23 protein-coding genes and 1 riboswitch are annotated in these 25,120 nt (G+C 73.4%); of the genes, 13 read left to right on the forward strand and 10 right to left on the reverse strand.

Going from position 1 to position 25,120, the window contains the following annotated elements; translation table 11 throughout:
• On the forward strand, window positions 1–901 hold a 901-nt coding region (locus tag IE330_RS19025; RefSeq protein WP_190137253.1), incomplete at its 5' end, for an FAD-dependent oxidoreductase.
• Between the two features lie 112 nt (window positions 902–1,013).
• Here the strand turns inward: IE330_RS19025 and IE330_RS19030 are convergent.
• Complete coding sequence (locus IE330_RS19030) at window positions 1,014–2,459, reverse strand: NsdA family TPR-like regulatory protein (RefSeq protein ID WP_190137254.1); 1,446 nt, start codon at window positions 2,457–2,459, stop codon at window positions 1,014–1,016.
• A gap of 252 nt (window positions 2,460–2,711) precedes the next feature.
• On the opposite strand from IE330_RS19030, the gene lipB reads away from it, so the two are divergent.
• The 4 genes from lipB to IE330_RS19050 all read left to right on the forward strand — a co-directional run bounded on the left by lipB (window position 2,712) and on the right by IE330_RS19050 (window position 6,114).
• Window positions 2,712–3,509: a lipoyl(octanoyl) transferase LipB gene (lipB, locus tag IE330_RS19035; RefSeq protein ID WP_190137255.1), complete on the forward strand. Its 798-nt coding sequence runs from the start codon at window positions 2,712–2,714 to the stop codon at window positions 3,507–3,509.
• Window positions 3,510–3,701: 192 nt separating this feature from the next.
• Window positions 3,702–4,667, forward strand: a complete 966-nt coding sequence (gene lipA / locus IE330_RS19040; RefSeq protein ID WP_190137256.1) for a lipoyl synthase — start codon at window positions 3,702–3,704, stop codon at window positions 4,665–4,667.
• Between the two features lie 509 nt (window positions 4,668–5,176).
• Entirely contained in the window at window positions 5,177–5,380 is a 204-nt protein-coding gene (locus IE330_RS19045; RefSeq protein WP_190137257.1) for an SCO2195 family GlnR-regulated protein, read from the forward strand.
• A 29-nt stretch (window positions 5,381–5,409) separates the two neighbouring features.
• On the forward strand, window positions 5,410–6,114 hold the full coding sequence (locus IE330_RS19050) for a DUF4191 domain-containing protein (RefSeq protein ID WP_190137258.1): 705 nt from the start codon (window positions 5,410–5,412) through the stop codon (window positions 6,112–6,114).
• Window positions 6,115–6,278: 164 nt separating this feature from the next.
• On the opposite strand, the gene IE330_RS19055 is transcribed toward IE330_RS19050, so the two are convergent.
• Window positions 6,279–6,746, reverse strand: a complete 468-nt coding sequence (locus IE330_RS19055; protein WP_190137259.1) for an RDD family protein — start codon at window positions 6,744–6,746, stop codon at window positions 6,279–6,281.
• 256 nt (window positions 6,747–7,002) lie between these two features.
• On the opposite strand from IE330_RS19055, the gene glnA reads away from it, so the two are divergent.
• Window positions 7,003–8,412, forward strand: coding sequence for a type I glutamate--ammonia ligase (gene glnA, locus IE330_RS19060; protein WP_190137260.1), 1,410 nt, complete (start codon window positions 7,003–7,005; stop codon window positions 8,410–8,412).
• A gap of 432 nt (window positions 8,413–8,844) precedes the next feature.
• Here glnA and IE330_RS19065 read toward each other — a convergent pair whose 3' ends face one another.
• From IE330_RS19065 to IE330_RS19095, 7 genes are all read right to left on the reverse strand, one after another.
• Entirely contained in the window at window positions 8,845–10,050 is a 1,206-nt protein-coding gene (locus IE330_RS19065) for a helix-turn-helix domain-containing protein (protein ID WP_190137261.1), read from the reverse strand.
• 25 nt (window positions 10,051–10,075) lie between these two features.
• On the reverse strand, window positions 10,076–10,918 hold the full coding sequence (locus tag IE330_RS19070; RefSeq protein ID WP_190137262.1) for an ABC transporter ATP-binding protein: 843 nt from the start codon (window positions 10,916–10,918) through the stop codon (window positions 10,076–10,078).
• Window positions 10,915–11,961, reverse strand: coding sequence for a FecCD family ABC transporter permease (locus IE330_RS19075; protein WP_373314688.1), 1,047 nt, complete (start codon window positions 11,959–11,961; stop codon window positions 10,915–10,917). Before IE330_RS19075 ends, IE330_RS19070 begins: the two co-directional genes overlap by 4 nt.
• 176 nt (window positions 11,962–12,137) lie before the next feature.
• Window positions 12,138–13,163 carry an ABC transporter substrate-binding protein gene (locus IE330_RS19080; protein ID WP_229925767.1) on the reverse strand — a complete coding sequence of 342 codons (1,026 nt, stop codon included), beginning with the start codon at window positions 13,161–13,163 and terminating at the stop codon, window positions 12,138–12,140.
• A 155-nt stretch (window positions 13,164–13,318) separates the two neighbouring features.
• Window positions 13,319–13,505, reverse strand: a riboswitch (cobalamin riboswitch).
• A gap of 13 nt (window positions 13,506–13,518) precedes the next feature.
• Entirely contained in the window at window positions 13,519–14,028 is a 510-nt protein-coding gene (locus IE330_RS19085; RefSeq protein ID WP_190137263.1) for a VOC family protein, read from the reverse strand.
• 5 nt (window positions 14,029–14,033) lie between these two features.
• Window positions 14,034–14,906: an AraC family transcriptional regulator gene (locus IE330_RS19090; protein WP_190137264.1), complete on the reverse strand. Its 873-nt coding sequence runs from the start codon at window positions 14,904–14,906 to the stop codon at window positions 14,034–14,036.
• A 389-nt stretch (window positions 14,907–15,295) separates the two neighbouring features.
• Complete coding sequence (locus IE330_RS19095; protein WP_190137265.1) at window positions 15,296–15,664, reverse strand: hypothetical protein; 369 nt, start codon at window positions 15,662–15,664, stop codon at window positions 15,296–15,298.
• A gap of 160 nt (window positions 15,665–15,824) precedes the next feature.
• On the opposite strand from IE330_RS19095, the gene IE330_RS19100 reads away from it, so the two are divergent.
• From IE330_RS19100 to IE330_RS19120, 5 genes are all read left to right on the forward strand, one after another.
• Complete coding sequence (locus IE330_RS19100; protein WP_190137266.1) at window positions 15,825–16,202, forward strand: arsenate reductase family protein; 378 nt, start codon at window positions 15,825–15,827, stop codon at window positions 16,200–16,202.
• 162 nt (window positions 16,203–16,364) lie between these two features.
• On the forward strand, window positions 16,365–16,835 hold the full coding sequence (locus IE330_RS19105; protein WP_190137267.1) for a hypothetical protein: 471 nt from the start codon (window positions 16,365–16,367) through the stop codon (window positions 16,833–16,835).
• A gap of 287 nt (window positions 16,836–17,122) precedes the next feature.
• The gene (glnII, locus tag IE330_RS19110; RefSeq protein WP_190137268.1) at window positions 17,123–18,169 is read left to right on the forward strand and encodes a glutamine synthetase; all 1,047 of its coding nucleotides are present in this window, start codon (window positions 17,123–17,125) and stop codon (window positions 18,167–18,169) included.
• A 381-nt stretch (window positions 18,170–18,550) separates the two neighbouring features.
• Window positions 18,551–19,261: a winged helix-turn-helix domain-containing protein gene (locus IE330_RS19115; RefSeq protein ID WP_190137269.1), complete on the forward strand. Its 711-nt coding sequence runs from the start codon at window positions 18,551–18,553 to the stop codon at window positions 19,259–19,261.
• Window positions 19,262–19,332: 71 nt separating this feature from the next.
• Window positions 19,333–20,322: an NAD-dependent epimerase/dehydratase family protein gene (locus IE330_RS19120; RefSeq protein ID WP_190137270.1), complete on the forward strand. Its 990-nt coding sequence runs from the start codon at window positions 19,333–19,335 to the stop codon at window positions 20,320–20,322.
• A gap of 233 nt (window positions 20,323–20,555) precedes the next feature.
• On the opposite strand, the gene IE330_RS19125 is transcribed toward IE330_RS19120, so the two are convergent.
• The gene (locus IE330_RS19125; RefSeq protein WP_190137271.1) at window positions 20,556–22,802 is read right to left on the reverse strand and encodes an MMPL family transporter; all 2,247 of its coding nucleotides are present in this window, start codon (window positions 22,800–22,802) and stop codon (window positions 20,556–20,558) included.
• A 330-nt stretch (window positions 22,803–23,132) separates the two neighbouring features.
• Here IE330_RS19125 and IE330_RS19130 point away from each other — a divergent pair, with 330 nt between their 5' ends.
• The gene (locus IE330_RS19130) at window positions 23,133–24,404 is read left to right on the forward strand and encodes a sensor histidine kinase (protein WP_190137272.1); all 1,272 of its coding nucleotides are present in this window, start codon (window positions 23,133–23,135) and stop codon (window positions 24,402–24,404) included.
• Window positions 24,389–25,039 carry a LuxR C-terminal-related transcriptional regulator gene (locus IE330_RS19135; protein ID WP_190137273.1) on the forward strand — a complete coding sequence of 217 codons (651 nt, stop codon included), beginning with the start codon at window positions 24,389–24,391 and terminating at the stop codon, window positions 25,037–25,039. The genes IE330_RS19130 and IE330_RS19135 overlap by 16 nt, the downstream gene beginning before the upstream one ends.
• The last annotated feature ends 81 nt before the right edge of the window (window positions 25,040–25,120 follow it).

Raw genomic sequence — 25,120 nt, forward strand, 5'->3', positions numbered from 1 at the left:
GCTCGCCCGGCTCGCCGCGACCCCGGTCCGGCGGCTGCTCGCGCGCCCCGAACTCCCGGCCGGGCGGGCCCCGGCCGCGCGCGGCCTGCCGCAGCGCACCGTGGAGGGCTTCCTGCGCCCGCTCCTGTCGGCCCTGCTGTGCGACCCGGACCTGACGACGTCCAGCCGCTGCGCCGACCTGGCCCTGCACGCGTTCGCGCGCGGCCGCCTCTGTCTGCCCGAGGGCGGCGCCGACGCCCTGCCCGAGCTGCTCGCGGCCGCGCTGCCGTCGGGGACGGTGCGCACCGGCGTCCGCGTCACCGCGGTGGCCGCCGACCGCGTCACGACCGCCGAGCACGGCGAGCTGACCTGCCGCGGCGTGCTCCTGGCCACCGACGCGCGCGCCGCCGCGGAGCTGCTGCCGGGGCTGCGCGTGCCGTCGTTCCACCCGGTGACGGTGGTGCACCACGCGGTGCCGGAGCCGCCGCTCGCCGAGCCCGCGCTGCTCCTGGACGCCGACCGGCGCGGCCCCGTCGCGCACACCGCGGTCGTCAGCCACGTCGACCCCACGCGCGCGCCCGCGGGCCGCGTCCTGGTGTCGTCGACGGTGCTGGGCCCGCCGCCGGACGACCTCGACCGCACCGTCCTCGCCCACCTCGCCGAGCTGTACGGCACGCCGACCGACCGCTGGGAGCTGCTGGCGGCCCACCACACCCGCGAGGCGGTGCCCGCGATGCCGCCGCCGCACGACCTGCGCCGTCCGGTGCGGCTCCTGTCGGGCCTGTACGTGTGCGGCGACCACCGCGACACCAGCACGGTGCAGGGCGCCCTCCACTCGGGCCGCCGCGCCGCCCACGCGGCCCTGGCCGACCTGGGCGTCGAACCGGTCCCGAGCGAGGCCCCCCTCCCCACGGCAGCCTGAACGGACGCCCCCGTAAGGGGCGCGGGGAACGGCGCGCCCAGCCCCCACGCACCCGCAGCGATCAAAGAGAGGGAAGTGGGGGGCGGGGGGCGCCCACCAGGGGCGCCCCACCTCACCCGAGCGCCGCGACCTTGTCGCGGTAGGCCCGCACGGGCGCCGCGTCCCGGTACGGCTCAAGGCGCCGCTCGAAGTCCCGTACGTACTCCACGGCCCGCACCGAACGCATCTCCCCGGCTGCCTGCGCCGCCTCGGCGCCGAGCTGGCAGGCCTGTTCCAGCTCGCCGAGGCCCAGGCGCGAGGTGGCCAGGACGACGCGGCAGAAGAGCCGGGAGCGGGCGTAGCCGGGGGCCCTGAGCTGGAGGGAGCGCTCGGCGTGCTGGGCGGCGGCGCGGTACTGCTGGAGGTCGCGGTTGCAGTGCGCGAACTCGTCGGCGAGCTGGGCCTCGTCGAAGAACCGCGCCCAGTACGGCACCTCGTCGCCGGGCCGGGCCGCCTCCAGGGCGCGCTCGGCCCGCACCATGGACGCCGTACAGGCGCGCACCTCGCCGAGCACACCGTGCCCGCGTGCCTCGACGGCGTGCAGCAGGGCCTGCACGACGGGCGGGGCCGAGGAGCCGACGCCCTGCTGGGCGACGCGGGCGAGCTGCACGGCCTCGCGGCCGTGGCCGAGGTAGACGGCCTGCCGGCTCATGGTGACCAGCACGTAGGAGCCGTACGCCCGGTCGCCCGCGGCCTGCGACAGGCGCAGGGCCTGCACGAAGTACCGCTGGGCGAGGCCGTGCGCCGCGATGTCGTACGACGTCCAGCCCGCGAGCCGGGTGAGGTCGGCGGCGGCCGCGAACAGACGGCGTCCGGCCTGTTCGTTGTACGTGCCGCGCAGCATCGGCTCGGCCTCGTGCTCCAGGTAGCGCACGAGGGCCTGGCGGGCGTGGCCGCCGCCGTAGGCGTGGTCGAGGGCGCGGAACAGCTCACCGACCGAGCGCAGGGCGGCGATGTCGCCGCCCGACACGCGGTGGCCGGGGCCGCGGTCGGTGTCGCGGCGCTGGCGGGGCACGCCGGGGCGGCCCTGCGGGGGCACCCGCGGGGTCTGCGGCGGCTCCCCGCCCCGGGCGACGCGCTCGTCGGCCCGGCCGATGAGCCAGTCCCGGCTGGGCACCACGAGCCCGGCCGGGGTGAAGGCGATCTTGCGCAGCTCGGCGTGGCTGCCGGAGTCCTTGCGCCACAGGCCGCCGACGATGTCGATGGCCTCCTCGGGCGTCGCCGCGAACTCCAGGCCTGCGTAGACGGGCGCGCACGCGTCGAGCCCGAGGTCCTGCGCCGACAGGCGGCGGCCGAGGCGGCGGGTGAAGACCTCGGCGATGAGCGCGGGTGTCGTGCCGCGCGGCTGCTGGCCGCGCAGCCACCGTGTGACCGATGTTTTGTCGTACCTGAGATCGAGCCCGTGTTCGAGCCCTAGCTGATCGACACGTCGGGCCAGGCCCGCATTGGAGAATCCGGCCTCCGCGATGAGTGCGGCGAGCTGGCGGTTGGGGGTGCGCTGCGGGGGTCGTTCCGTCATCAGCTGTGCGGTCTCCTGCCCTTTGGGCCTGCCTTGAGCAGCCCATATGGCCTCGTGAACGGCGTGAATGTAACGGCCTCCACGGCCCTCATCAGGGCCTTCAAGCCCCATTCATCCGATCGTGTGAGGATTGGCCGGACGGCTGACGGGCCGACGCCAGTCGTACAGTGGCGGGGGCGCGATCCGTGCACGGTGAAGGTTTCCGTGCGCGGCGAGGTTCCGGTGCACGGTGAGATCAGGGAGGCACGCGCCGTGGGCGAGTTGCGATTCATCCGGGTGGGCTTCGGCCCGGAGTACGTCGAGTACCAGGAGGCCTGGGACGAGCAGCGCCGCGTGCACGCGGCCCGGTTCGCGGACGAGGTGCCGGACACCTGCCTGCTCCTGGAGCACGCGCCGGTGTACACGGCGGGCCGGCGCACCGCGGACAGCGAGCGTCCGCTGGACGGCACGCCCGTCGTGGACGTGGACCGCGGCGGCAAGATCACCTGGCACGGACCGGGCCAGCTCGTCGGCTACCCGATCCAGAAACTGCCCCGTCCGGTGGACGTCGTAGCACATGTACGGCGCCTGGAAGAGGCACTTATCCGAACGTGTGCCGACTTCGGCCTCGCCACCACGCGCGTCGAGGGCCGCAGCGGCGTCTGGGTCCTCGGCGACCCGGTGGAGCGGCGCCCGGCGCTCGGCGGCCTCAGCCTGGACTTCGACCCGCGCCTGACGGACGACGAGTTCGACGCCCGCCTCAACGGCCCGGAGTACGCGCCCTCCAACGCGGGCCAGCGCCGCGAGGACCGCAAGGTCGCGGCGATCGGCATCCGCGTCGCGAAGGGCGTGACGATGCACGGCTTCTCGCTGAACGTGAACCCGGACAACACCTGGTTCGACAGGATCGTGCCGTGCGGGATCCGCGACGCGGGCGTGACGTCGATCGCCAACGAGCTGGGCCGTGACGTCACGATCGCCGAGGTGCTCCCGGTGGTGGAGAAGCACCTGCGCGACGTCCTGGAGAACGCGGAGCTGAAGCCGCGCGAGGTCGAGCCGGTCACGGCGTAGCACGGGCGGCCGGACGGCGCGACCGGAGAGTGCCGCCGGGCGGCGTGCGCGGCCCGGCGCCCGGCGGACGGCCCCCGCGGCCCCTGGGCGGGGAATGCACCCGCGTACCCGAAGGTTGCCCGGGGGCAAGGCCGGAATGAGTACGGGCGTACGCTGGTGTGCGCCGAGGAATCGAAGATGAGGGAGTCGGTCGTGTCCGCAGTCGCACCCGACGGACGCAAGATGCTGCGCCTGGAGGTCCGGAACGCCCAGACCCCCATCGAGCGCAAGCCCGAGTGGATCAAGACCCGGGCGAAGATGGGTCCCGAGTACAACGCCCTGCAGAAACTCGTCAAGAGCGAGGGCCTGCACACGGTCTGCCAGGAGGCGGGCTGTCCCAACATCTACGAGTGCTGGGAGGACCGGGAGGCGACGTTCCTCATCGGCGGCGACCAGTGCACGCGGCGCTGCGACTTCTGCCAGATCGACACCGGCAAGCCGCAGGCCCTGGACCGGGACGAGCCCCGCCGCGTCGGCGAGTCCGTCGTCACCATGGACCTGAACTACGCCACGATCACCGGCGTCGCCCGCGACGACCTGGAGGACGGCGGCGCCTGGCTGTACGCGGAGACCGTGCGCCAGATCCACGCCATGACCGCGGAGCGCGAGGCCGGCCACACCAAGGTCGAGCTCCTCATCCCGGACTTCAACGCCGAGCCCGACCAGCTCGCCGAGGTCTTCTCGTCCCGCCCCGAGGTCCTCGCGCACAACGTCGAGACGGTGCCGCGCATCTTCAAGCGCATCCGCCCCGGCTTCCGCTACGAGCGCTCCCTGAAGGTCATCACCGAGGCCCGCGCGGCCGGCCTGGTGACCAAGTCCAACCTGATCCTCGGCATGGGCGAGGAGCGCGCGGAGATCAGCGAGGCGCTCCAGCAGCTCCACGACGCGGGCTGCGAGCTCATCACGATCACCCAGTACCTGCGCCCGTCGGTGCGCCACCACCCGGTGGAGCGCTGGGTCAAGCCGCAGGAGTTCGTGGAGCTCAAGGAGGAGGCCGAGGAGATCGGCTTCTCCGGCGTCATGTCGGGCCCGCTGGTCCGCTCCTCGTACCGCGCGGGGCGGCTGTACCAGATGGCGATCGAGCGGCGCGGCGCGTACGTGGCCTCGCAGGCGGTCTGACACCGGCTCCCCGGTCCGGCCGCGCCGTCCGGCTCCGGTCGGCCACGGCTCCGGCTCCTCGGTCGGGCCCCGGTCGGCCACGGCTCCGGCTCGGCCCCGCGGCCCGGCTTTGGCCCGGTTCCGGTTCCGGCCCGGTTCCGGCTCGGCTCCGGTTCCGGCGGGGCGCGGCCCCGAGCCCGGGCCGCCACCGTGTGAATCCGCGCACAAGCGACTACCGCCCAGTAATGGCCGAGAAAACGCGGCCCGTACGGTCCCCGCAGGTGAGGGGGACCGTACGGGCCGCGTCAGCGTTCGGGGCCCTCGCGTCAAGGTTTCATCGGCGTTTGACCGCTCAGTCACGTCCTGGTAACACCAATCAGTGACGCTGGAACTACCGCACGTAGAGCCTTACCCAGAGCCCTGGCGGCGGTCCCAGCACTGGCCCCCACCGCACGACGCTGTGCCAGCGAGAGCCACTCGTAGCGTTCCCCCGTTCAACCATCGCTTCTCGGATCTCGGAGGGCATCACCATGCAGGCCGCGCCCGTTCGCGCCACCGCCATTCCGTCCGTCACCGACGCGCTCCGCGCCGTCGAGTCGCTGCTCATGAGCGGCGGCCAGCGCACCGCACGCCGCAACGCCTGGACGTCCGTCCTCGAGGACCGGCGCCGGGCGAAGGACCGGGTCGAGGCCCAGCGCGTGCTGGAGGAGGCGGGAGGAACCCGCACGTCGTAGTCGCCCGCGCGGACACGTAGACTCAGGGCATGGCGAGGAAGGAAACCACCGCGGCGGACGCCGCGGCGAACCCGGGGCGACTCAAGCAGATCGCTCTGACGTACAAGATGACCCGGCGGACCGACTCCAAGATCGGTCTCATCATCGCGGCTGTGGGAATCGTCACCTTCGGTGTCTTCCTCGCGATCGGCTTCTGGATCGACCACCCGATCTATCTCGGCATCCTGGGCTTCGTGCTCGCCTTCCTCGCGATGGCGATCGTCTTCGGACGCCGCGCCGAGCGGGCGGCCTTCGGCCAGATGGAGGGCCAGCCCGGCGCGGCGGCCGCGGTGCTCGACAAGATCGGCCGCGGCTGGACGACGACCCCCGCGGTCGCGATGAACCGCAGCCAGGACGTGGTGCACCGGACCGTCGGCAAGGCCGGCATCGTCCTGGTCGCCGAGGGCAACCCGAACCGCGTGAAGCCCCTGCTGGCCGCCGAGAAGAAGAAGATGGCCCGCATCGTGGCCGACGTCCCCGTGCACGTGGTGACCGTCGGCACCGGCGAGGGCCAGGTCGAGCTGAAGAAGCTGCGCACGACGCTCCTGAAGCTGCCGCGCGTCCTCCAGGGCCCGCAGGTGACGGCGACCAACGACCGCCTGAAGGCCATGGGCGACCTGATGAGCAACATGCCGCTGCCCAAGGGGCCCATGCCGAAGAACGTACGGATGCCGCGCGGGCCGAAGATGCGCTAGCGCGTCCGCGCATACGGAGACGGGGCGGGCCGGGACCTTCGGGTTCCGGCCCGCCCCGTTTCTCCTGTGCACGCGGCGCTCCCATGTGTACGCGGGGCGGGGCCCGGCGCGCGTACACATACGCGCTTGCGCGGGGAGGGGGACGGGACCGGAAGGCAGGGCAGCTAGATGCGTACCTGCACCGCGCGGGCGAGGCGGTCGTGGAGGCCGCGCCCATCGCGGTCCCAGATGATGGCCGGGATGCCGAGGCAGAGCAGCAGGCTGCGCACCACCACGCGACCGAAGCCGAGGCGGCCCCCGTCCTCGGCGACGACGCGCAGGCCGAGGAGGCGCTTGCCCGGCGTGCAGCCGACCGTGCCGACCGTCAGGACGCTCATCACGAGGAGCAGGCCGAGCGCCCAGTTGCCCATGGCCTGGGGGTTGTCGCGGGCGAACAGGCCGTACGCGATCACCATGCACAGGGCCCAGTCGACGGCGATCGCCCCGATGCGGCGGCCGGGGCGCGCGATGGAGCCGGGGCCCTCCTCGGGCAGCCCGAGCTGCTCGCCCCGGTACCCGAAGTCGACGCCCGCGTCCTCCGCGGCCGCGCGCGGGCCGGAGAGCCACGATCCGATTGCTTGCCTGTTGTCCACCCGTCCACGGTACTGCGCCCGTGGCGGTCCGAGGACGGCCGGGTCCTGGTCGCCGGGGGCCCGCGGCGGGGTGCGACCGGCCGGAAGGGGCCGTTCGCGGGCGTGGCACCCCGTGCCCGGTTAACTTCGGCGAAACAATCGGGTCACGCCGGAGAAATCCCCCGTCCCTATGGTCGGGTCCCAGCGTGTGCCACCGCACCGGCCGCACGACCGAGCTGCAACCCCGCTCCTCCTGGGCGGGAGTAGGAGGAGCTGGATGTTCCAGAACGCCGACGAAGCCAAGAAGTTCCTCGCGGATGAGGACGTGAAGTTCGTAGACGTCCGCTTCTGCGACCTGCCGGGCGTGATGCAGCACTTCACGGTGCCGGCCGAGGCGTTCGACCCGGCGGAGGAGCTGGCCTTCGACGGCTCGTCCATCCGCGGCTTCCAGGCCATCCACGAGTCCGACATGGCGCTGCGCGCCGACCTGTCGACGGCCCGCGTGGACCCCTTCCGGCGCGACAAGACGCTGAACGTCAACTTCTTCATCCACGACCCGATCACGGGCGAGCAGTACTCCCGCGACCCGCGCAACGTGGCCAAGAAGGCCGAGGCGTACCTGGCCTCCACCGGCATCGCGGACACCGCGTACTTCGGCCCCGAGGCCGAGTTCTACGTCTTCGACTCGGTGCGCTTCGAGACCTCCGCCAACCGCTCGATCTACGAGATCGACTCCGAGGCCGGCGCCTGGAACACCGGCGCGGTCGAGAACAACCGCGGCTACAAGGTCCGCTACAAGGGCGGCTACTTCCCGGCCCCGCCGGTCGACCACTTCGCCGACCTGCGCGCGGAGATCTCCCTGGAGCTGGACAAGCAGGGCCTGAAGGTGGAGCGCCAGCACCACGAGGTGGGCACGGCGGGCCAGGCGGAGATCAACTACAAGTTCAACACGCTGCTCGCCGCGGCCGACGACCTGATGCTCTTCAAGTACATCGTGAAGAACGTCGCGTGGCGCAACGGCAAGACCGCGACCTTCATGCCGAAGCCGATCTTCGGCGACAACGGCTCGGGCATGCACGTCCACCAGTCCCTCTGGTCCGGCGGCGAGCCGCTCTTCTACGACGAGCAGGGCTACGCGGGCCTGTCGGACACCGCCCGCTACTACATCGGCGGCATCCTCAAGCACGCCCCGTCGCTGCTGGCCTTCACCAACCCCACGGTGAACTCCTACCACCGCCTGGTCCCCGGCTTCGAGGCCCCGGTCAACCTGGTCTACTCGCAGCGCAACCGCTCCGCCGCGATGCGCATCCCGATCACGGGCTCCAACCCGAAGGCCAAGCGCGTCGAGTTCCGCGCCCCTGACCCGTCCTCCAACCCGTACCTGGCGTTCTCCGCCCTGCTCCTGGCGGGCCTCGACGGCGTCAAGAACAAGATCGAGCCGGCCGAGCCGATCGACAAGGACCTCTACGAGCTCGCCCCCGAGGAGCACGCGGGCGTCGCCCAGGTCCCGACCTCCCTCCCCGCGGTTCTCGACGCCCTGGAGGCGGACAACGAGTACCTCCAGGCGGGCGGCGTCTTCACGTCCGACCTCATCGAGACCTGGATCGACTACAAGCGCACCAACGAAATCGCCCCGATCCAGCTCCGCCCGCACCCGCACGAGTTCGAGCTGTACTTCGACCTCTAGAGCGCCGTGGGCCGGGCGCCCCGGCTCCGGGTTCCTGGGCGAAGCCCCTCACCGCGATTCAGGTGGGGGGCTTCGCCGTGTCCCCGAGGGTCACGTGGGCCCCGTCACCGCCGGGCCCGCCTCGCCACGCAGTGCGGGCAACCGCACGGCGGATAGGTGTCCCGCGTCGGCAGGGCCAGACCCATGGAGTCCACGCGGCGCGTTCCCGAGTCGGAGGTGATCGTGCCCCGTGGGCTGACCACATAGACCCGTAGCGTCATGCCGCTGCCTGCGCCCGCCTCAGCGATGTCACCCGGGGTCGTACGCTCGCTCATGTCGACCTGCTCTCTCAGGTTGGCCGCGCCCCGGGAGGTCTCAACCGCCTCGCCGGGGTCTGATCACTTCATGCTGCTGCGGCACATCGACAGTGAGTTTCACGATCTGTGAAACGGCTCAGGTCATGCCGAGCCATGAGGCGAACCCCGACAGCGAGGTCTTGCTGTACCGCTCCAAGTGGATCAAGGTCTGGATGATCTCGCGCACTTGGGGATGGTTCCGCGCCTGCTCCGGTGACGCGCGCCGAGCTGCTTGGAGCGCGGCGAACGCCTTCTCCCGGTTCCCGTAGTCCAGCCACCCCTTCGCCGCGTCGATGTACCAGCGGCCCGCCCGCACCGGCGCCACCGTGGCGGGCAGCCGTGTCCGGCGTGTCCTGCGGACGACCTCCGGGCCGTCGTACATCTCCACGGCCACCGCGAGCCGGTGCATCGCGACGTTGGTCGGCCCGAACTCCAGGCCGTAGTGATTGGCGTCGCGGCCGAGGTGCCGGGCGGCCTCCGCCGCGGCGTCCAGGTGCGCGTGCGCGGTCGGGGCGTTCCCCGCCCGCGCGGCGAACATGGCGGAGCGCAGGTGCACGGCGCCGTGCACGCTGAGCGTGGGCGCGTCCATGACGGCGATGTCCTCGCCCAGGCCCTGCCGGACGCGGTCCAAGAGGCGTATCCCCCGGTTGTAGTCAGCGGCTTGGAGGAACAGGGTCGAGCGCTGCCACTGCGTACGGCCCAGGCGCAGGGGGTCGGCGGACTCCCGCGCCGCCCAGTTCACCCGGTCCATCGCCTGGGAGCGCAAGTCGAACAGCCCGACGGCGTAGGCGATGGCGGTCACGCCGGAATACGCCTCGCCGAGCAGGCCGAACAGGCGCTCCCGCTCCGTCCCGTCGGCCGCGTGGCAGGCGGCCGACAACTCATCGAGTAGAGGCGGCAGCATGCAGCCGAGCTTCGCGTACCGCGCCTTGCGTCCCAGCGCGGAGGCCGACGCCACGTCGGCGGCCAGGTCGTCGAAGGAACGGACAGGCAGGTCGTCGTCGGGCAGGTCCCAGCTCAGCATGGACGTCCGGATGTCCGGGATGGTCGCGTGCACATGGCCGCGCTGTGGGTCCTCGTACGGCTGCCCTGTGAGCTGTTCCAGCCGGACGCCCAGGGCGCGGGCCGCACCTGCGGTGAGCGAGGGCGTGGCCGGCTTGTGCCCTCGTTCGACCTGGGCGATGAGCGACTTCGAGCACGGGATGCGCTGGGCCAGTTGCAGTTGCGTCAGGCCACGCGCCTTGCGCGCCTCCGCGATGCGGAGCCCGATGCGCTGGCCCTCGTTGTCATTGGCGTAGGGCATCCTGAAACCCTTCTGACTTCGATACTCAGAAGGTACCCCCGGTTGCCTTCTCGGGGCGCAGATACGTGATCGTCATCGGGGTGGTGGGGTTCGGGGGTGGGGTTACTCGGGCCCTGACCCCGTAGACCTCCGTGATCAGGTTTTCCGTGATGACCTCTGCCGGGGGGCCGTACGCGTGGGCCCTGCCGTTGTTGAGGATGAGGACCTCGTCGCAGAACATCGCCGCGAGGTTGAGGTCGTGGAGGGCCACCACCGTGGTCAGGGGGAGGGACGCCACCAGGTGGAGGAGGTCCAGTTGGTGGTGGATGTCCAGGTGGTTGGTGGGCTCGTCCAGGAGGAGTTCGCGGGGGGACTGGGCCAGGGCGCGGGCGATGTGGGTGCGCTGGCGTTCGCCGCCGGAGAGGGTGTGCCAGGGCTGGTCGGCGCGGCCGGTCAGGGACGTGCGGGCCAGGGCCTCGTCCACCGCGCGCTCGTCCTCGGCCGTGGCCGGCGCCCAGGCCCGGCGGTGCGGGACCCTGCCGAGGCGTACGACGTCCCGTACCGTCAGGTCGACCTGCGTGTCCGCCTGCTGCTCCACGACCGCCGTGCGGCGCGCCACCTCCCGGCGGCCCAGGTCCCGAAGGGGCCGGCCGTCCAGCGTGACCACCCCGGCCGTGGGGGCCAGGACGCCCGCCAGGAGGCGCAGGAGGGTGGACTTGCCGGAGCCGTTGGGGCCGAGGAGGCCCACCACCGTGCCCGGGCGGGGCGCGAGCGTGATGCCGTCTACGAGGAGGCGGCCGCCCGCCGCCCGGGAGACCCGCTCGGCACGCAGCCCGGTGGGCCCACTGCGAAGGGCCGTACGCGTGCCGTCCTGGCGGCCCGGGCTCATCTCGTCCTCCCCGTACTCCTCGTGCGGTACAGGACCGCGACGAACGCCGGTACGCCGATCAGGGACGTGACCACGCCCACCGGGACCTCCTGCGGGTCCAGGACCGTGCGCGCCAGGGTGTCCACCCAGATAAGCAGGATCGCGCCGGTCAGGGCCGTCACGGGCAGCAGCCGCGTGTGCCGGGCGCCGACCAGCAGGCGTGCCGCGTGCGGCAGGGTCAGGCCGACGAACCCGATCGCCCCCGCGGCGCTCACCAGGACCGCCGTGAGCAGGGCCGTCGTACAGAGCAGGACGAGGCGGACCCGGCCGACGCGCACGCCCAGCGACGCCGCCGCGTCCTGGCCGAACGCGAACGCGTCGAGGGTGCGGGCGTGCCCCAGGCAGACCGCCAGGGCCACGACGAGGACCGCCGCGCACACCCCGACGTCCGTCCAGCTCGCGCCGCTGAGCGAGCCGAGGAGCCAGAAGAGGATGCCGCGCGTCGTCTCCGCGTCCGCCGCCGTGAGGATCACGAAGGAGGTCAGGGCGGAGAAGAGTTGCATCGCGGCGACTCCGGACAGCACCACGCGGTCCGTGGTGGCGCCCAGCGCCTGGCTGAGCAGCAGCACCAGCGCGAAGGCGCACAGCGCGCCGAGGAACGCCCCGCCGGAGACCGTCACCACTCCCCCGCCGATCCCCAGGACCACCACGGCCACCGCTCCCGTGGACGCGCCGGAGGAGACGCCGAGGACGAAGGGGTCGGCCAGCGGGTTCCGCAGCAGGGACTGCAGGACCGCCCCGCACACCGCGAGGCCCGCGCCGCACACGCCCGCGAGCAGGGTGCGCGGCATGCGCAGGTTCCAGACGATGCCGTCGCGCAGCGGCGTGAGGTGCGCGTCGCCGCCGCCGAGGTGGCCCGCCACCGCCGCCCACACGTCGGGTACGGAGATGTCGGCGGGGCCGATGGTGACGGCCACGGCCACGGAGAGGAGCAGGGCGGCCAGGCCCGTCGCGCACAGCAGGGCCGTGCGCCACCAGGCGCTCCGCGTACTGCCCTTCGCCAGGCGCCGCGTCACCCCGCTGACCGTGCCGCTCGGCGGGCTGTTGCCCGCGTCGTCCCCCGTGCCGGGGTCCGGGTCGTTCCCCGCTCCCTTCGCCTGGCGGCGCGTCGTCCCGCCGCCCGTGCCGGGGTCCGTGCCGCCTCCCGTGGCCGCGCTCGCACCGTCCCGCGCCGTCGCGCTCACCGTGCCAGGCCGAACTTCCGCAGGCCCGCCGCCACTTGTTCGATGCCGTCGACCGTCCGGATCGTCGGGTTCAGGGCCTGCCCGCTGAGCAGCACGTAGCGCTTCTTCTTCACGGCCGTGAGGTTCTTGGTGACGGGGTGCGACTCCAGGAACTCGATCTTCTGGCGGGCGCTCTCCGCCGACTGGGCCTTGCGCGTGAGGTCGCCGATCACCAGGACGTCGGGGTCGCGGTCGGCCACGGTCTCCCAGTTGACCTGCGGCCACTCGGCGCGCGTGTCGGCGAAGGCGTTGCGGACGCCGAGGGTGCGTGTGATGACGCCGGGCGCGCCGCAGCAGCCCGCGATGTACGGGGCCTTGGAGTCCGAGAACCAGTACAGGACGGACGCCTTGGACGCCTTGACCGTACGGGCCGCCTTCGCGGTGCGGGACGTGAGGTCCGCGATCAGGCGCTCGCCGCGCCGCTCCACGTGGAAGACGCGGGCCAGGTCGCGGATCTCCGTGTAGACGGTGTCCATGGTGAGCGTCCTGGTGCGGGTGCCGTCGCCGTCGCCGCTGTTGTCCTTGCCCGCGCAGTCGGTGGGCGAGACGTAGACGGGGACGCCGAGTTCGGTGAACTTGGCACGGTCGGCGACGCCGCCCTTGCCCACGGTGTAGAGGAACGAGGCGCTGACGAAGTCCGGCTCCTTGGAGAGGACCTTCTCCAGGGACGGGTAGCGGTCCGCGAGGCGCTCGACCTTCGCGTTGTCCTTCGCGAGGTTCGGCCGGACCGGGTCGGTCCAGGTGCCGGTGCCCGCCATGCGGTCGGCGAGGCCGAGGGAGAGGAGGATCTCGGTGGAGCCCTGGTCCAGGGAGACGGCCCGCCGGGGCGGGGCGGTCACCGTGGCCTTCTTGCCGCAGGAGGTGACCGTCACCGGGTAGCCGTCGGCTCCGGCCCGGTCGTCCCGGCCGGCGGACGAGCCGCCGCCGCACGCCGTGAGCAGGAGCAGGCCGCCCGCGGCGAACAGTGATGTGGTGCGGCGCACACGTGGGCGCGTCCGCAGGCTGGTCCGAGGGCGTGTACCAGTACGTATCCCGGTACGTATCCCCGGGCGTATCCGAAGGGCGAGAGAGAGCACAGGTCTTCCCGGGTCTCATGGCTCATGCGCGGAGCCTGGTCTGCGAAACCCCGCCGCCCGGCGCCCGGACGGCGGTGCCAGCAGGTCTTCGGACTCGGGTTCGTCCGGACGGGGCCGCCTTCCCGGGCGCCCGTGGGCGCCCAGTGGCCGCTGGCCCCGCCCGTCCCCCTCACCGCTGCGCGTCAGTTCCGGATTCCCACCGGATTCCCTGGCCCGGGTGCGGGCGCGACTGGCGTGCGCAAGCTATCACCCCGGGCTCTCGTCACCGCTGGTCGGGGCGGGGTTCGCCACGGTACGTCCCGAAGGACCACTTGTTGCCCTCCGGGTCCGCGACGGCGAACTCGCGGCTGCCGTACGGCTGGTCGGCGATCTCCCGCAGCACCTTGACGCCTGCCTCGGTGAGGCGCCGGTAGAGGGCGTCGACGTGGTCCGTGACGACGTACGCGCCGAACGTGCCCGGCTCCAGGCACCACTCGGCCGCCCCGGGGTCGTGGCTGCCGAGCATGACGCCGCCGCCCTCGGGCCAGTCGAGCTGGGCGTGGGCGACGCGGCCGCCGTCCTCGTACACGGCGGTCCGCAGGAAGCCGAGCGTGCCGACGAGGAAGTCGATCAGGGCGGGGGCGTCGTGGGCCTGGAAGGTGGGCCAGACGTCGGGGGCGCGCCGGTGCGAGGGGGTGTGTGGGGTGTGCCGGTGTGAGGGGGCGTGCGTGGTGTCGGTGTTCTGGCCGCTCTGCGTGACTTGTGCGTTCTGCGGTGCTTCGTTGGCGTTCATGGGTCTCAGTCTTCGCCGTTCATGTGCCCTCCGGCTTGGATATTCCGGCACTCCTCGGCCAGCCAGGCCGTCGGGCTCACGCCCGTGTACTGCTGGAAGTCCCGGACCAGGTGCGAGTGGTCGTAGTAGCCGCAGTCGGCGGCCACGCGGGCGAGGTCCGGGGGCGCGCCCGCGACGACGGCGCGGACGACGCGGGCCTTCGCGTGCTGGAAGCGCATGAGGCGGGCGGCCTGCTTGGGGGTGACGCCGGTCTCGGCGCGGAACAGCGCGGACAACTGGCGCTCGCTGAGCGCGACGTGCGCGGCCAGGCCCCGCAGGGTGCCCGCGCCCCGGTGCCGGGCGAGCCAGGCCCAGGCCTCGGCGACCTCCGGGCGGGCGGCGCCGCGCCGGTCGGCGGCGGCCACGCGCCGCGCCAGGTAGGCGTCGAGGCAGGCGAACCGCGCGTCCCAGGTGTCCGCCGCGCACAGCCGCTCCCGTACGTCCGCGGCGAGGCGGCCCAGGACGTCCGTGCCGTCGGTGACGAGCTGCCCGGTCAGCTCGGCGGCGGGCACGCCGAGGAGCGCGCGGGCCGCGAGCGGGTGCAGGGCGAGCTGGATGCCCGCCTCGTGCTCGGGCCGGACGACGTACGCCGGGCTCTGGTGCAGGCCGCCGACGACGATGTCGGCGCGGGTGGCGCCCGGGCCGATGGCCTCGCCGGGGGTGCGGCCGGTGACGACCGGGCCGTCGAGGGAGAAGATCAGCGTCAGGTATGGGGACGGCAGCCCGCGGTGCAGGGCCGGGGTCTGGCCCGCGACGCGGTAGCCCACGGCGGACACCACCAGGCTGCGGCGCCCCGGCGCGGGCGCGGCGTGGACGAACTCCTGGCCGGTGGTGTCCATGGGTTCCATTGTGGTCCCGTAGGTGGTCCCGTACCGGGCGGCGCCGCGTCGCCACGGGGCGGCGGGCGACCGGGGGCTGGGGGCCTGGGGGTGGCCGGGGGTACAGGGCGGCGGGGCCGCACCGGCCCCGGTGCCGTGCGCTGGACGGGGCGCGGAGGCCCCACCCGGCGCACGGCGGTCGGGAGTCAGCGGTCAGCGGGTCGGCGCGTCAGCAGGCCAGTGTTTCAGCAGATCAGTGCGCTAGTGGGTCAGTGAGTCAGTGGGTGAGTGGGTCAGTCCGTGAGTGGGTCGGCGCGTCAGTGGATCGGAGGGGCTCAGTGGGCCAACGGGTCAGTGAGCCTGCCGAGTCAGCGGGTCAGCAGGGCACTGAGGCCTGCCGGGTCAGCAGGTCAGCGGCTGTAGCGCATCAGGGCCCGCACCATGTGGCACGTCGTGTCCGACGGGGGGTGGATGCCCACCGTCTCGGCCATGGCGCGGATCCGTACGTTGTTCGCCTGGGTCGGGACGTACACGCCCGCGTCCAGGAGGGCGATGGCCAGCCGCATGGCCTTGAGGCGGCGGTTGTGCGTGATGTACCACTCGCGGGGGCGGCCGGGCGGCAGGGGGTGCTTCGCGTGCGGCACGTACGGGACGTCGAGCAGCGGCGGCTGCACGGCGTGCCGGGCGCGGGACGCGCGCGGGGCACGGGACGAGGACGTGCGGGGGCGGGCGGCGGTCGTAGTGGGCACGGACGGGACTGCGGCAGCGGGCACAGACATCCTCCTGTCGCGGTTCGGGAACCCTCGCGGGCCCCTTCGAACATTGCTTCCATTCTACGGGCCGGCACTGACAACGGCCGGTCTCCGGAACGGCAATCTCCGCTGGCCAGAAGGGGTTTGAGGGGCACGGGGCGGGTGGTTCGGAGGTAGCGTGTGGAGCATGGAGATCTGGATCAACCCCGCCTGTTCGAAGTGCCGCAGCGCCCTGACGCTGCTCGACGCGGAGGGAGCCGACTACACGGTGCGCCGCTACCTGGAGGACGTGCCCGGCGCCGACGAGATCCGCGACGTGCTCGACCGGCTCGGCCTCGAACCCTGGGACATCACCCGCACCCAGGAGGCCGAGGCCAAGGAGCTGGACCTCAAGGACCGCACCCGCTGGCCCCGCGACGCCTCCGGGCGCGAGGCGTGGATCGAGGCGCTCGCCGCGCACCCCCGGCTCATCCAGCGGCCCCTCATCACGGCGGACGACGGCACGGCGGTGGTGGGCCGCACGGAGGAGGCGGTGCGGGACGCGCTGTCCCGTCAGGCGCGGTAGCCCATGCCCCCCGGGGGTGCCTCGGGACGTTTCCCGAGCCTCGCAGGACCGCGCGACAAAAGCGGGCCAACCGTAACCTTCCCGCGCATATCGCCTTCGTAGGGTGGAGCGCTCCTCCCGGGTCGGCGGCCGGCCGCCCGGGGCGAGGGAGAGGAGCGCGCCGTGCGGAGCTGGCTGTCCGAAGGCGTGTACGGCACCGTCCTCGCGAGCGCGCTGCTCGCCGCCCTGCACTCCGAGGGCGCGCCGTACACACCGTTCTACGACGCCGCCTGGGTGCTGGTCACGGCGGGCACGGCCGCGCTCGCGCACGGCTACGCCCACCACATGGCCACGCACCGGCCGGGCCGTGCCGCCCACCGCTGGCTCCACCTGGCCCGGACCCTCGCCGACGAGTGGCCGGTGGTGATCGCCTGCTGGCCGACCGTGGCGCTGCTGGTGGCCGCCGGGTGCGCGGGCTGGCCGGAGGCGCCCGTGACGTACGCGGGGCTGTCGCTGAACGCGGCGCTGCTCCTCGGCTGGGGGACGTTCGCCGCGCTGCGCGCCGGTTACCGCAGGCACGCGGCCGTGCTCATCGGGGCCGCGGACATGGCCATCGGCGTGCTCATCGCCGTGGCGAACGCGATCATCAAGTGACCGCGGGGCAGCGTCGTCATCACGTCACCGCGGACCGGCGTCGTCATCACGTCACCGCGGGGCAGCGTCGTCATCACCTCACCGCGGGTCGGCGTCGTCATCACGTCACCGCGGGCCAGGCCCCTCGGGGCGCCCGTCGTGACTCCGGCCACAGCGGTCCCGGGTAACACGGGGTTCACACACGGGCAACGGACGGGAAATCGCGCGTTGACAGGCTGCCGGACATCGCCACGGACCGCAGCACCCATACGTCTGCGCCGTACCCAGTGTTCCGAAGGATGAGGCCCGTGACCATCAAGGCTGAGTACATCTGGATCGACGGCACCGAGCCGACCGCCAAGCTGCGCTCGAAGACGAAGATCCTGGCCGGTCCGGAGCAGGCGGCGCGGGTGGCGGACCTGCCCCTGTGGGGCTTCGACGGCTCCTCCACGAACCAGGCCGAGGGCCACGCCTCCGACCTCGTCCTGAAGCCGGTCTTCCGCTGCCCGGACCCGATCCGCGGCGGCGAGGACGTCCTGGTCCTGTGCGAGGTCCTGCACACCGACATGACGCCGCACCCCTCCAACACGCGGACCGCGCTCGTGGAGGTCGCGGAGCGGTTCGCCGCGCAGGAGCCGGTCTTCGGCATCGAGCAGGAGTACACCTTCTTCGAGGGCGACCGCCCGCTCGGCTTCCCGGCGGGCGGCTTCCCGGCCCCGCAGGGCGGCTACTACTGCGGCGTCGGCGCGGACGAGATCCACGGCCGTGACGTCGTCGAGGCGCACCTGGACCACTGCCTCACGGCGGGGCTCGGCATCTCCGGCATCAACGCCGAGGTCATGCCCGGCCAGTGGGAGTTCCAGGTCGGCCCGCTCGCCCCGCTGGAGGTCTCCGACCAGCTCTGGGTGGCCCGCTGGCTGCTCTACCGCACGGCCGAGGACTTCGGCGTCTCCGCGACCCTCGACCCCAAGCCGGTCAAGGGCGACTGGAACGGCGCCGGCGCGCACACGAACTTCTCCACCAGGGCCATGCGCGAAGGCCCCGAGGGCTATGCCGCGATCGTCACGGCGTGCGAGTCGCTCGGCGAGGGCTCGAAGCCGATGGACCACGTCAAGAACTACGGTGCGGGCATCGACGACCGCCTCACCGGCCTGCACGAGACCGCCCCGTGGAACGAGTACTCGTACGGCGTCTCCGACCGCGGCGCCTCCGTCCGCATCCCCTGGCAGGTCGAGCGGGACGGCAAGGGCTACATCGAGGACCGCCGCCCGAACGCGAACGTCGACCCGTACGTGGTGACGCGGCTGCTCGTCGACACCTGCTGCGCGGCGCTGGAGAAGGCCGGGCAGGTCTGACCCGTTCCGTCCGGGCAGGTCTGACCCGTTCCGTACGGTCCGCCGGATTCCGGCGAGGGGCGCCCTTCGCGCGCCGCCAACGCCCGCGTGCGGATAGCCCGTTCACGCCGCCGCGGCGCCAGGGACTCGTACCGACGTGCGAGACGGGACCGCCGGACCCGCTCCCATCTGCTTCAATGGGGGGCATGGGCAGCTTCCGGAACTCCGCGACGGGCCATCATGACCTCGAGCCCTTCTGGCCGTCCCGGCAGCATCACGACTTCGACCGGGTGTGTTGCCGCGCGCTGAGCGCGCGGGCCCTCTGAGCCGTTCCACCCGGCCTCCGGCCTGTCGCGCACGACGTACGTCCTCGACGACTCCCTCGCGCGAAAGAGCTGACTCATGGCGAACTCCCGTACCTTCCAGGCCGTCAACGCCGTACCCTCCGTCTCCGCCGTCCCCGGTGTCACCACCGCCGGTGGTGCCCGTGCCGTGAACGGTGCCCGCGCCGCCGGTGCCGCCTCCGCGCCCGCCCGGGGGCGGGCCGCCGCGCCCGCCGCGCGCGGGCGGCTGCGGGCCGTGGCGCCCGACGAGGTGGCCCGGGCCTCCGGGCTCGGCGAACCGGCCGACCTCACCGCCCTCACCGACCTCTCGGGCTATCTGCCGCCGGGCGCCACGCTGCTGCCCGCGCCGCAGCACACCCTGCCCACGCTGCCCGGCCAGCCGCCGATGATCGGCTACCTGGTGCTCGTGCCCGCGGGCCAGGAGCACCTCGTGCCGGTGGCGACCGACGGCGCGCAGGACGGCGCGGACGCCGGGGACGGGCCCGTACGGATCGACACCGCGCGGCGCTCGGCGCACGTCGAAGGACGCCAACTGAACCTGACCTACCTGGAGTTCGAGCTGCTCGCGCACCTCGTGGCGCATCCGCACCGGGTGCACACGCGCGACCAGCTCGTGACGACGGTGTGGGGGTACGGCCACGTCGGCGACGGCCGGACCGTGGACGTCCACATCGCCCGGCTGCGGCGCAAGCTCGGGGCGGAGCACCGCGCGACGATCCAGACGGTGCGGCGCGTGGGCTACAAGTACGCGCCGCCGGCCGGGGCGTAGCGGGCCGTTCCCGGTTCTCCCCGGGGCAGAAGGCGGTTCCCGCGCGGGCGCCGGTCGGGCAGAGTCGGATCATGAGACTTCTGATGCTCGGCGGTACGGAGTTCGTGGGGCGGGCCGTCACGGAGGCGGCCCTGGCGCGCGGCTGGGACGTGACGGTCTTCCACCGGGGGCGGCACCCGGCGCCCGCGGGGGCGCGGGCCGTGCACGGCGACCGCACGACCGCCGAGGGCCTCGCGGCACTGGCCGCCGCGGACGGGCCCTGGGACGCCGTCGTCGACACCTGGTCCGGGGCGCCGCGGGCCGTCCGGGACGCGGCGCGGCTGCTCGCCGGGCGGGCGGGGCGGTACGCGTACGTGTCCAGCCAGTCGGTGTACCGCTACCCGGGGCGGGCGGGCTCGGACGAGTCGTTCCCCGTCGTCGACGGCGACCCGGACGCGGACGCGGTGGCGTACGCGGAGGACAAGCGGGGCGGCGAGCTGGCGGCGGAGCGGGCCTTCGGCGCGGAGCGGGCGCTCCTGGTGCGGGCCGGGCTCGTCCTCGGTCCGTACGAGAACGTCGGGCGGCTGCCGTGGTGGCTGAACCGCGTCGCGCGGGGCGGGCCGGTGCTCGCGCCCGGGCCGCGCGACGCGTGGATCCAGTACGTGGACGTCCGGGACCTCGCGGAGTGGACGCTGGACGCGGTGGCGGCGGGGTGGCACGGGCCCTACAACCTCGTCTGCCCCCGGGGCCACGCCACGATGGGGGACCTGCTGGAGGCGTGCGTGGAGGTGGCGGGGGCGCCCGACGCGGAGCTGCGGTGGACGGCGCCCGAGGCCGTCACGGGGGCGGGGATCGAGCCGTGGCGGGAGCTGCCGGTGTGGCTGCCGCCGGGAGAGCTGTACGACACCCTGCACGACACGAGCGCGGCGCGGTCGGGCCTGCGGTGCCGGCCCCTGACGGCGACCGTGGCCGACACGTGGGACTGGCTCCGGAGCCTCGGCGGGGTGGCACCGCAGCGGCCGGACCGGCCGGGGGTGGGGCTGGCGCCGGAGAAGGAGGCGGTGGCGTTGGGAGGGGCGTGAGCCTTGGCGGGCACCGGAGCTTTCCACTGGCTCCGGAGCCTTGGCGGGGTGGCGTCCGGGTTGCCCGGGCCGGGCCGGGCGGGGCCGGGCGGGGCCGGGCGGGGCCGGGCGGCACCTGGGGTGGGGCCTCCCGCCCCGCTCAACACCCGAAAGCCGGAGCAGCACGGGCGGGTGGGGAAGCCCCCACCGGGGAAAGCCCCCGCCCAGGCAAGCCCCCACCGGGGAAAGCCTCCCTACACCCCCGCCCCCACCCGCCCCGAGCTCACGGACGACCGGCCCCGGGGCCCCCGGGGCAGCCACCGCGGTGAGCGCCAGTTCCGCTCGCCCAGCAGCGCCATCAGCGACGGCAGCAGCACCATGCGTACCACCGTGGCGTCGAGGAGGACGGCCACCCCGAGCCCCACCCCCATCTGCTGCATGTCCTGCATGGACAGCATGCCGAACACCGCGAACACCGCGACCATGATGACCGCGGCCCCGGTCACCGCCCCGGCGGTGCGGGTGATGCCCTCGCGGATGGCGGACAGGTTGTCGAGGCCCCGGTCGCGGGCCTCGCGGATGCGCGAGACCACGAACACGTGGTAGTCCATCGACAGGCCGAACAGGACGACGAGGACGAACAGCGGCATCCAGTTCTCGATGGCGCCGACCTTCTCCGAGCCGATCAGGGAGGCGCCCCAGCCGTGCTGGAAGACCGCGGTCATGACCCCGTACGCGGCGCCCACGGAGAGCAGGTTGAGGGCGATCGACGTCACCGCGATCACCACCGAGCGGAAGCTGACCAGCATCAGCAGGAAGGTGACGGCGGCGATGAAGAGGAAGACCGGGAGGATGCCGTCGCCGAGCTGGTCGGTGAAGTCCCGCGACTCGGCCAGGTCCCCGCCGGCGTACGCCTCGACCCCGGCGCCACCCTGGGCACCGACACCGTCAGCACCAGCGTCAGCACCGCCGCTGCCGGCCTCGGCTCCTGACTCGCGCACCTCGCTCCGGAACTCCCGTACCTGCGACCGGAGGTCGTCAAGCGCCTTCTTCGCCGCCGCGTCCGTGCCCGTGCCCGGCAGCGGCACCTCCAGGACGGCGACGCGTTCGGCGCGGTGGAAGGTCAGCTCGGCGCCCTTGCCCGCCTTCGCGGTGAGCGCGCGCAGCCCGTCCCTGACCGGGGCGGCGTCGAGGCCGCCGGCGGTGTCGGCGCGGACGACGACGCGGGCGGGGGCGGGGCCGCCCGGGAACGTGTCGGTGATCTCCCGATACGCGACGGACAGCGGCGCGTCGGACCCGAACTGCTTCTCCAGGCCGAGCTGTTCGGTCTTCATGCCGAGCGCGGGCGCGGCGAGCAGGAGCAGCAGCCCCGCCGAGGCGGCGGCGAAGAGCCGCGGCCTGGCCAGCACCGGCCGTACGAGGGCCCCGGCGAACGCGCCGCCCGCGTGGGCGCCCTTGCGGGAGCGCCGGTGGAGGAAGGGGACGCGTCCGGCGTCGACGCGGTCGCCGAGCCAGGCGAGCAGCGCCGGCAGGACGGTCACGGAGCCGAGCATGGCCACGCACACCACGAGGATGGTGGCGACGGCGAAGCCCTTGAAGAGGAGCAGCCCGGACAGGAACAGTCCGGCCATGGCCACCATCACGGTGAGGCCGGAGACGAGGACCGCGCGCCCGCTGGTGGCGGCGGCGATCCGCAGGGCGGTGTCGGCGTCGTGGCCCGCGGCCCGCTCGTCGCGCTCGCGCCGCAGGTAGAACAGGCAGTAGTCGACGCCGACGGCGAGCCCCATCAGGAACATCACCGAGTACGTCGTCTCGAACAGGTGCACCGCGTGGCTGACCAGGCCGAGGAGCCCGAAGGCGGCGACGCACGCGGTGACCGCGAGCCCGACGGGGAGCAGCGCGGCGACGACCGCGCCGAAGGCGACGAGGAGGATGCCGAGGGCCAGCGGCACGGCCGTGAACTCGGCCTTCTTCAGGTCGTCGGCGAGCAGGTCGTTCAGGTGCTTCTCGGAGCTGGCGTCGCCGAACTGGTGGATGGCCACCCCCCGCCCCGTCCGCCCGTCGCGGACGTCGTCGACCGCGTCGAGCACCGGCTGGACCCGGTCGGCCGCCTTGTCGGACGGGCCCTTGATCTCGAAGCGGAGCAGCGCGTCCCTGCCGTCGGCGGAGCGCAGCGGCGCCCGTACCTTCGTCGTCTCGCCGGTCCGCTCGACGGCGGCGGCGACGTCGGCGGCCGCCGCGCGCCAGCCGTCGGGCGTACGCGCCTTGACCAGGACGAGTTCGCCCGCCGGGTCGTCGATGCCCGCGTCGTCGAGGATCTTCGCGGCCCGGGCCGAGTCGCCGGTGCCCATCTCGCTCTCGTCGGCGGTGACGACCCCCGTCGCGCCACCGACGACCGTGGCGAGCACCACGAACAACAGCCAGCCCAGGATGGCTTTTCTGCGGTGGTGCGCGCTCCACACCCCTAGTCGTGCCGCGAGGTTCCGCCTCTTGGCGTCCATGGCCTTCGCCCCCATTGCTCTGCGTGACGTGTACGGATCGACGCGGTTCACGCTAGGAACCGGCGCGGGGCGTCCCCAGCCGTCGAGGCCCCCTGCCGGGGAAGCACAGGGCGAGGCCGGGAGGTGGCGTCAGGTACACCTCCGGTGCGGGGGCGGGGCCGAGTGACCGGAGCGGCCCCCACCGGGGAAACTGATCTCGTGCCCGGCGGTCCGTGCACGAGCGGGAGGCACGGGACCGGGCGCGGCAGGGCGCGTGGGGACACCTCCGGAGCGCGTACGCGGCACGGCCGCCGGGCACGCCCGGGGCGGCCGGACGAGGAGAGGGACAGCATGAAGACGTCGAGGGTGCGCGAGAGCCTGCTGGCGGGAGCGCGCGGCCTGTATCTGGCGGTCGCCTCGCTGGTCGGGTCCATCACGCTGTTCGTGTTCTCGGTGGTGTCGCTGGTGCTCATCCCGCTGGGGATCGGCCTGTTCACCACGCCCGCGGTCCTGCTGGCCGTACGCAGGTTCGCGACGCTGCACCGGGTGCAGGCCGGGGAGTGGGCGGACGTGAGCATCGCGGTGCCCTACCGCCGGGAGCCCACGCGGCCCGGCGTGGCCGGGCAGGTGGAGCGCTGTACGCGGATGCTGAAGGACCCGGCGACCTGGCGGGACCTCCAGTGGCTGCTGGTGAACATGACCCTCGGCGCCGTGCTCGCGCTGATCCCGCCCGTCCTGGTCCTGTACATGCTCTACGGCTGGGTGCTCGCCTGCGGCGTGTGGAAGCCGATCTACCAGGCGGGCGGCGGCGAGTGGTACGCGTTCATCCACGTCACCTCGCAGGGCACCGCGTTCGCCGCGGCCGCGCTCGGCACGGCCCTGTTCGGCGTGAGCCTGTACGTGAACCGGCCGCTGCTGCGCGCCCACTTCCTGCTGTCGCGGACGCTGCTCGCGCCCACCGCCACCATGCGGGAGCGGGAACTGGCGCTGCGCGTCGGCCGGCTGGAGGAGACCCGGCACGACGCGGTGGACAGCTCCGCCGCCGAGCTGCGGCGCATCGAGCGCGATCTGCACGACGGCGCGCAGGCCCGCCTCGTCGCCATGGGCATGGACCTCGGCACCATCGAGGCGATCGTGGAGAAGGACCCCGCCAAGGCCAAGGAGATGATCGCCAAGGCCCGGCAGAACTCCGGCGAGGCCCTGACCGAACTGCGCGACCTGGTCCGCGGCATCCACCCGCCGGTCCTCGCCGAGCGCGGCCTCGGCGACGCGGTGCGGGCGCTCGCGCTGCGGCTGCCGGTGGCGACGGACGTGGACGTGGAGCTGCCGGGCCGGGCGGACGCGTCGGTGGAGTCGGCGGCGTACTTCGCGGTGAGCGAGGTCCTGACGAACGCGGTGAAGTACGCGCAGGCCGACCGGGTCTGGGTGGACGTGCACCACGCGGACGGCATGCTGCGGATCGCGGTCACGGACGACGGCAAGGGCGGTGCCGTGATCGGCGCCGGCACGGGGCTGAGCGGCGTCGAACGGCGGCTCGGTACATTCGACGGCGTACTGGCCGTCAGCAGTCCCGTTGGCGGCCCGACCATGGTGACCATGGAGATCCCTTGCGAGTTGTCCTAGCCGAAGATCTCTTCCTGCTGCGCGACGGCCTGGTGCGGATGCTGGAGGCGTTCGACTTCGAGATCGCGGCTGCCGTCGAGTCCGGGCCCGAGCTGTCCAAGGCCCTCGCGGAGCTGGAGCCGGACGTCGCCGTCGTCGACGTCCGGCTGCCGCCGTCGCACACCGACGAGGGCCTGCAGTGCGCCCTCGCCGCGCGCCGGGCCCGGCCGGGGCTGCCGGTGCTCGTCCTGTCCCAGCACGTCGAGCAGTTGTACGCGCGCGAGCTCCTCGCCGACGGCAACGGCGGGGTCGGCTACCTCCTGAAGGACCGGGTCTTCGACGCGGAGCAGTTCGTCGACGCGGTACGCCGGGTCGCCGCGGGCGGCACCGCCATGGACCCCACGGTCATCCAGCAGCTCCTCACGCGGCGCTCCGGCAACGAGCCGCTGGGCGCGCTGACCCCGCGCGAGCGCGAGGTCCTGGAGCTGATGGCGCAGGGCCGCTCCAACGCCGCGATCGCCGCGCAGCTCGTGGTGACCGAGCGGGCCATCGCCAAGCACACGTCCAACATCTTCGCGAAGCTCGGCCTGCCGGTCTCGGACGACGACAACCGCCGTGTCCTCGCGGTCCTCGCCTTCCTCGACCAAGGGCGCTGAGCAACCGCCGTCGTCCGTACGGGATTTCCCCCCGGGAACTTCCCGTCGCTTTGAACGCCGTGGGTGCGTGGCGCGTACGTA

This window comes from Streptomyces longispororuber (assembly GCF_014656095.1).
Classification (GTDB): domain Bacteria; phylum Actinomycetota; class Actinomycetes; order Streptomycetales; family Streptomycetaceae; genus Streptomyces; species Streptomyces longispororuber.

Bases quoted from the DNA above. Each gene is read 5' to 3' on its own strand.
- IE330_RS19085 (WP_190137263.1), bottom strand. From the start codon at position 14,028: ATGAACGCCAACGAAGCACCGCAGAACGCACAAGTCACGCAGAGCGGC.
- IE330_RS19115 (WP_190137269.1), top strand. From the start codon at position 18,551: ATGGCGAACTCCCGTACCTTCCAGGCCGTCAACGCCGTACCCTCCGTC.
- IE330_RS19090 (WP_190137264.1), bottom strand. From the start codon at position 14,906: ATGGACACCACCGGCCAGGAGTTCGTCCACGCCGCGCCCGCGCCGGGG.
- IE330_RS19070 (WP_190137262.1), bottom strand. From the start codon at position 10,918: ATGAGCCCGGGCCGCCAGGACGGCACGCGTACGGCCCTTCGCAGTGGG.
- IE330_RS19100 (WP_190137266.1), top strand. From the start codon at position 15,825: ATGGAGATCTGGATCAACCCCGCCTGTTCGAAGTGCCGCAGCGCCCTG.
- IE330_RS19120 (WP_190137270.1), top strand. From the start codon at position 19,333: ATGAGACTTCTGATGCTCGGCGGTACGGAGTTCGTGGGGCGGGCCGTC.
- IE330_RS19050 (WP_190137258.1), top strand. From the start codon at position 5,410: ATGGCGAGGAAGGAAACCACCGCGGCGGACGCCGCGGCGAACCCGGGG.
- IE330_RS19045 (WP_190137257.1), top strand. From the start codon at position 5,177: ATGCAGGCCGCGCCCGTTCGCGCCACCGCCATTCCGTCCGTCACCGAC.
- glnA (WP_190137260.1), top strand. From the start codon at position 7,003: ATGTTCCAGAACGCCGACGAAGCCAAGAAGTTCCTCGCGGATGAGGAC.
- IE330_RS19030 (WP_190137254.1), bottom strand. From the start codon at position 2,459: ATGACGGAACGACCCCCGCAGCGCACCCCCAACCGCCAGCTCGCCGCA.
- IE330_RS19125 (WP_190137271.1), bottom strand. From the start codon at position 22,802: ATGGACGCCAAGAGGCGGAACCTCGCGGCACGACTAGGGGTGTGGAGC.
- IE330_RS19130 (WP_190137272.1), top strand. From the start codon at position 23,133: ATGAAGACGTCGAGGGTGCGCGAGAGCCTGCTGGCGGGAGCGCGCGGC.
- IE330_RS19065 (WP_190137261.1), bottom strand. From the start codon at position 10,050: ATGCCCTACGCCAATGACAACGAGGGCCAGCGCATCGGGCTCCGCATC.
- IE330_RS19095 (WP_190137265.1), bottom strand. From the start codon at position 15,664: ATGTCTGTGCCCGCTGCCGCAGTCCCGTCCGTGCCCACTACGACCGCC.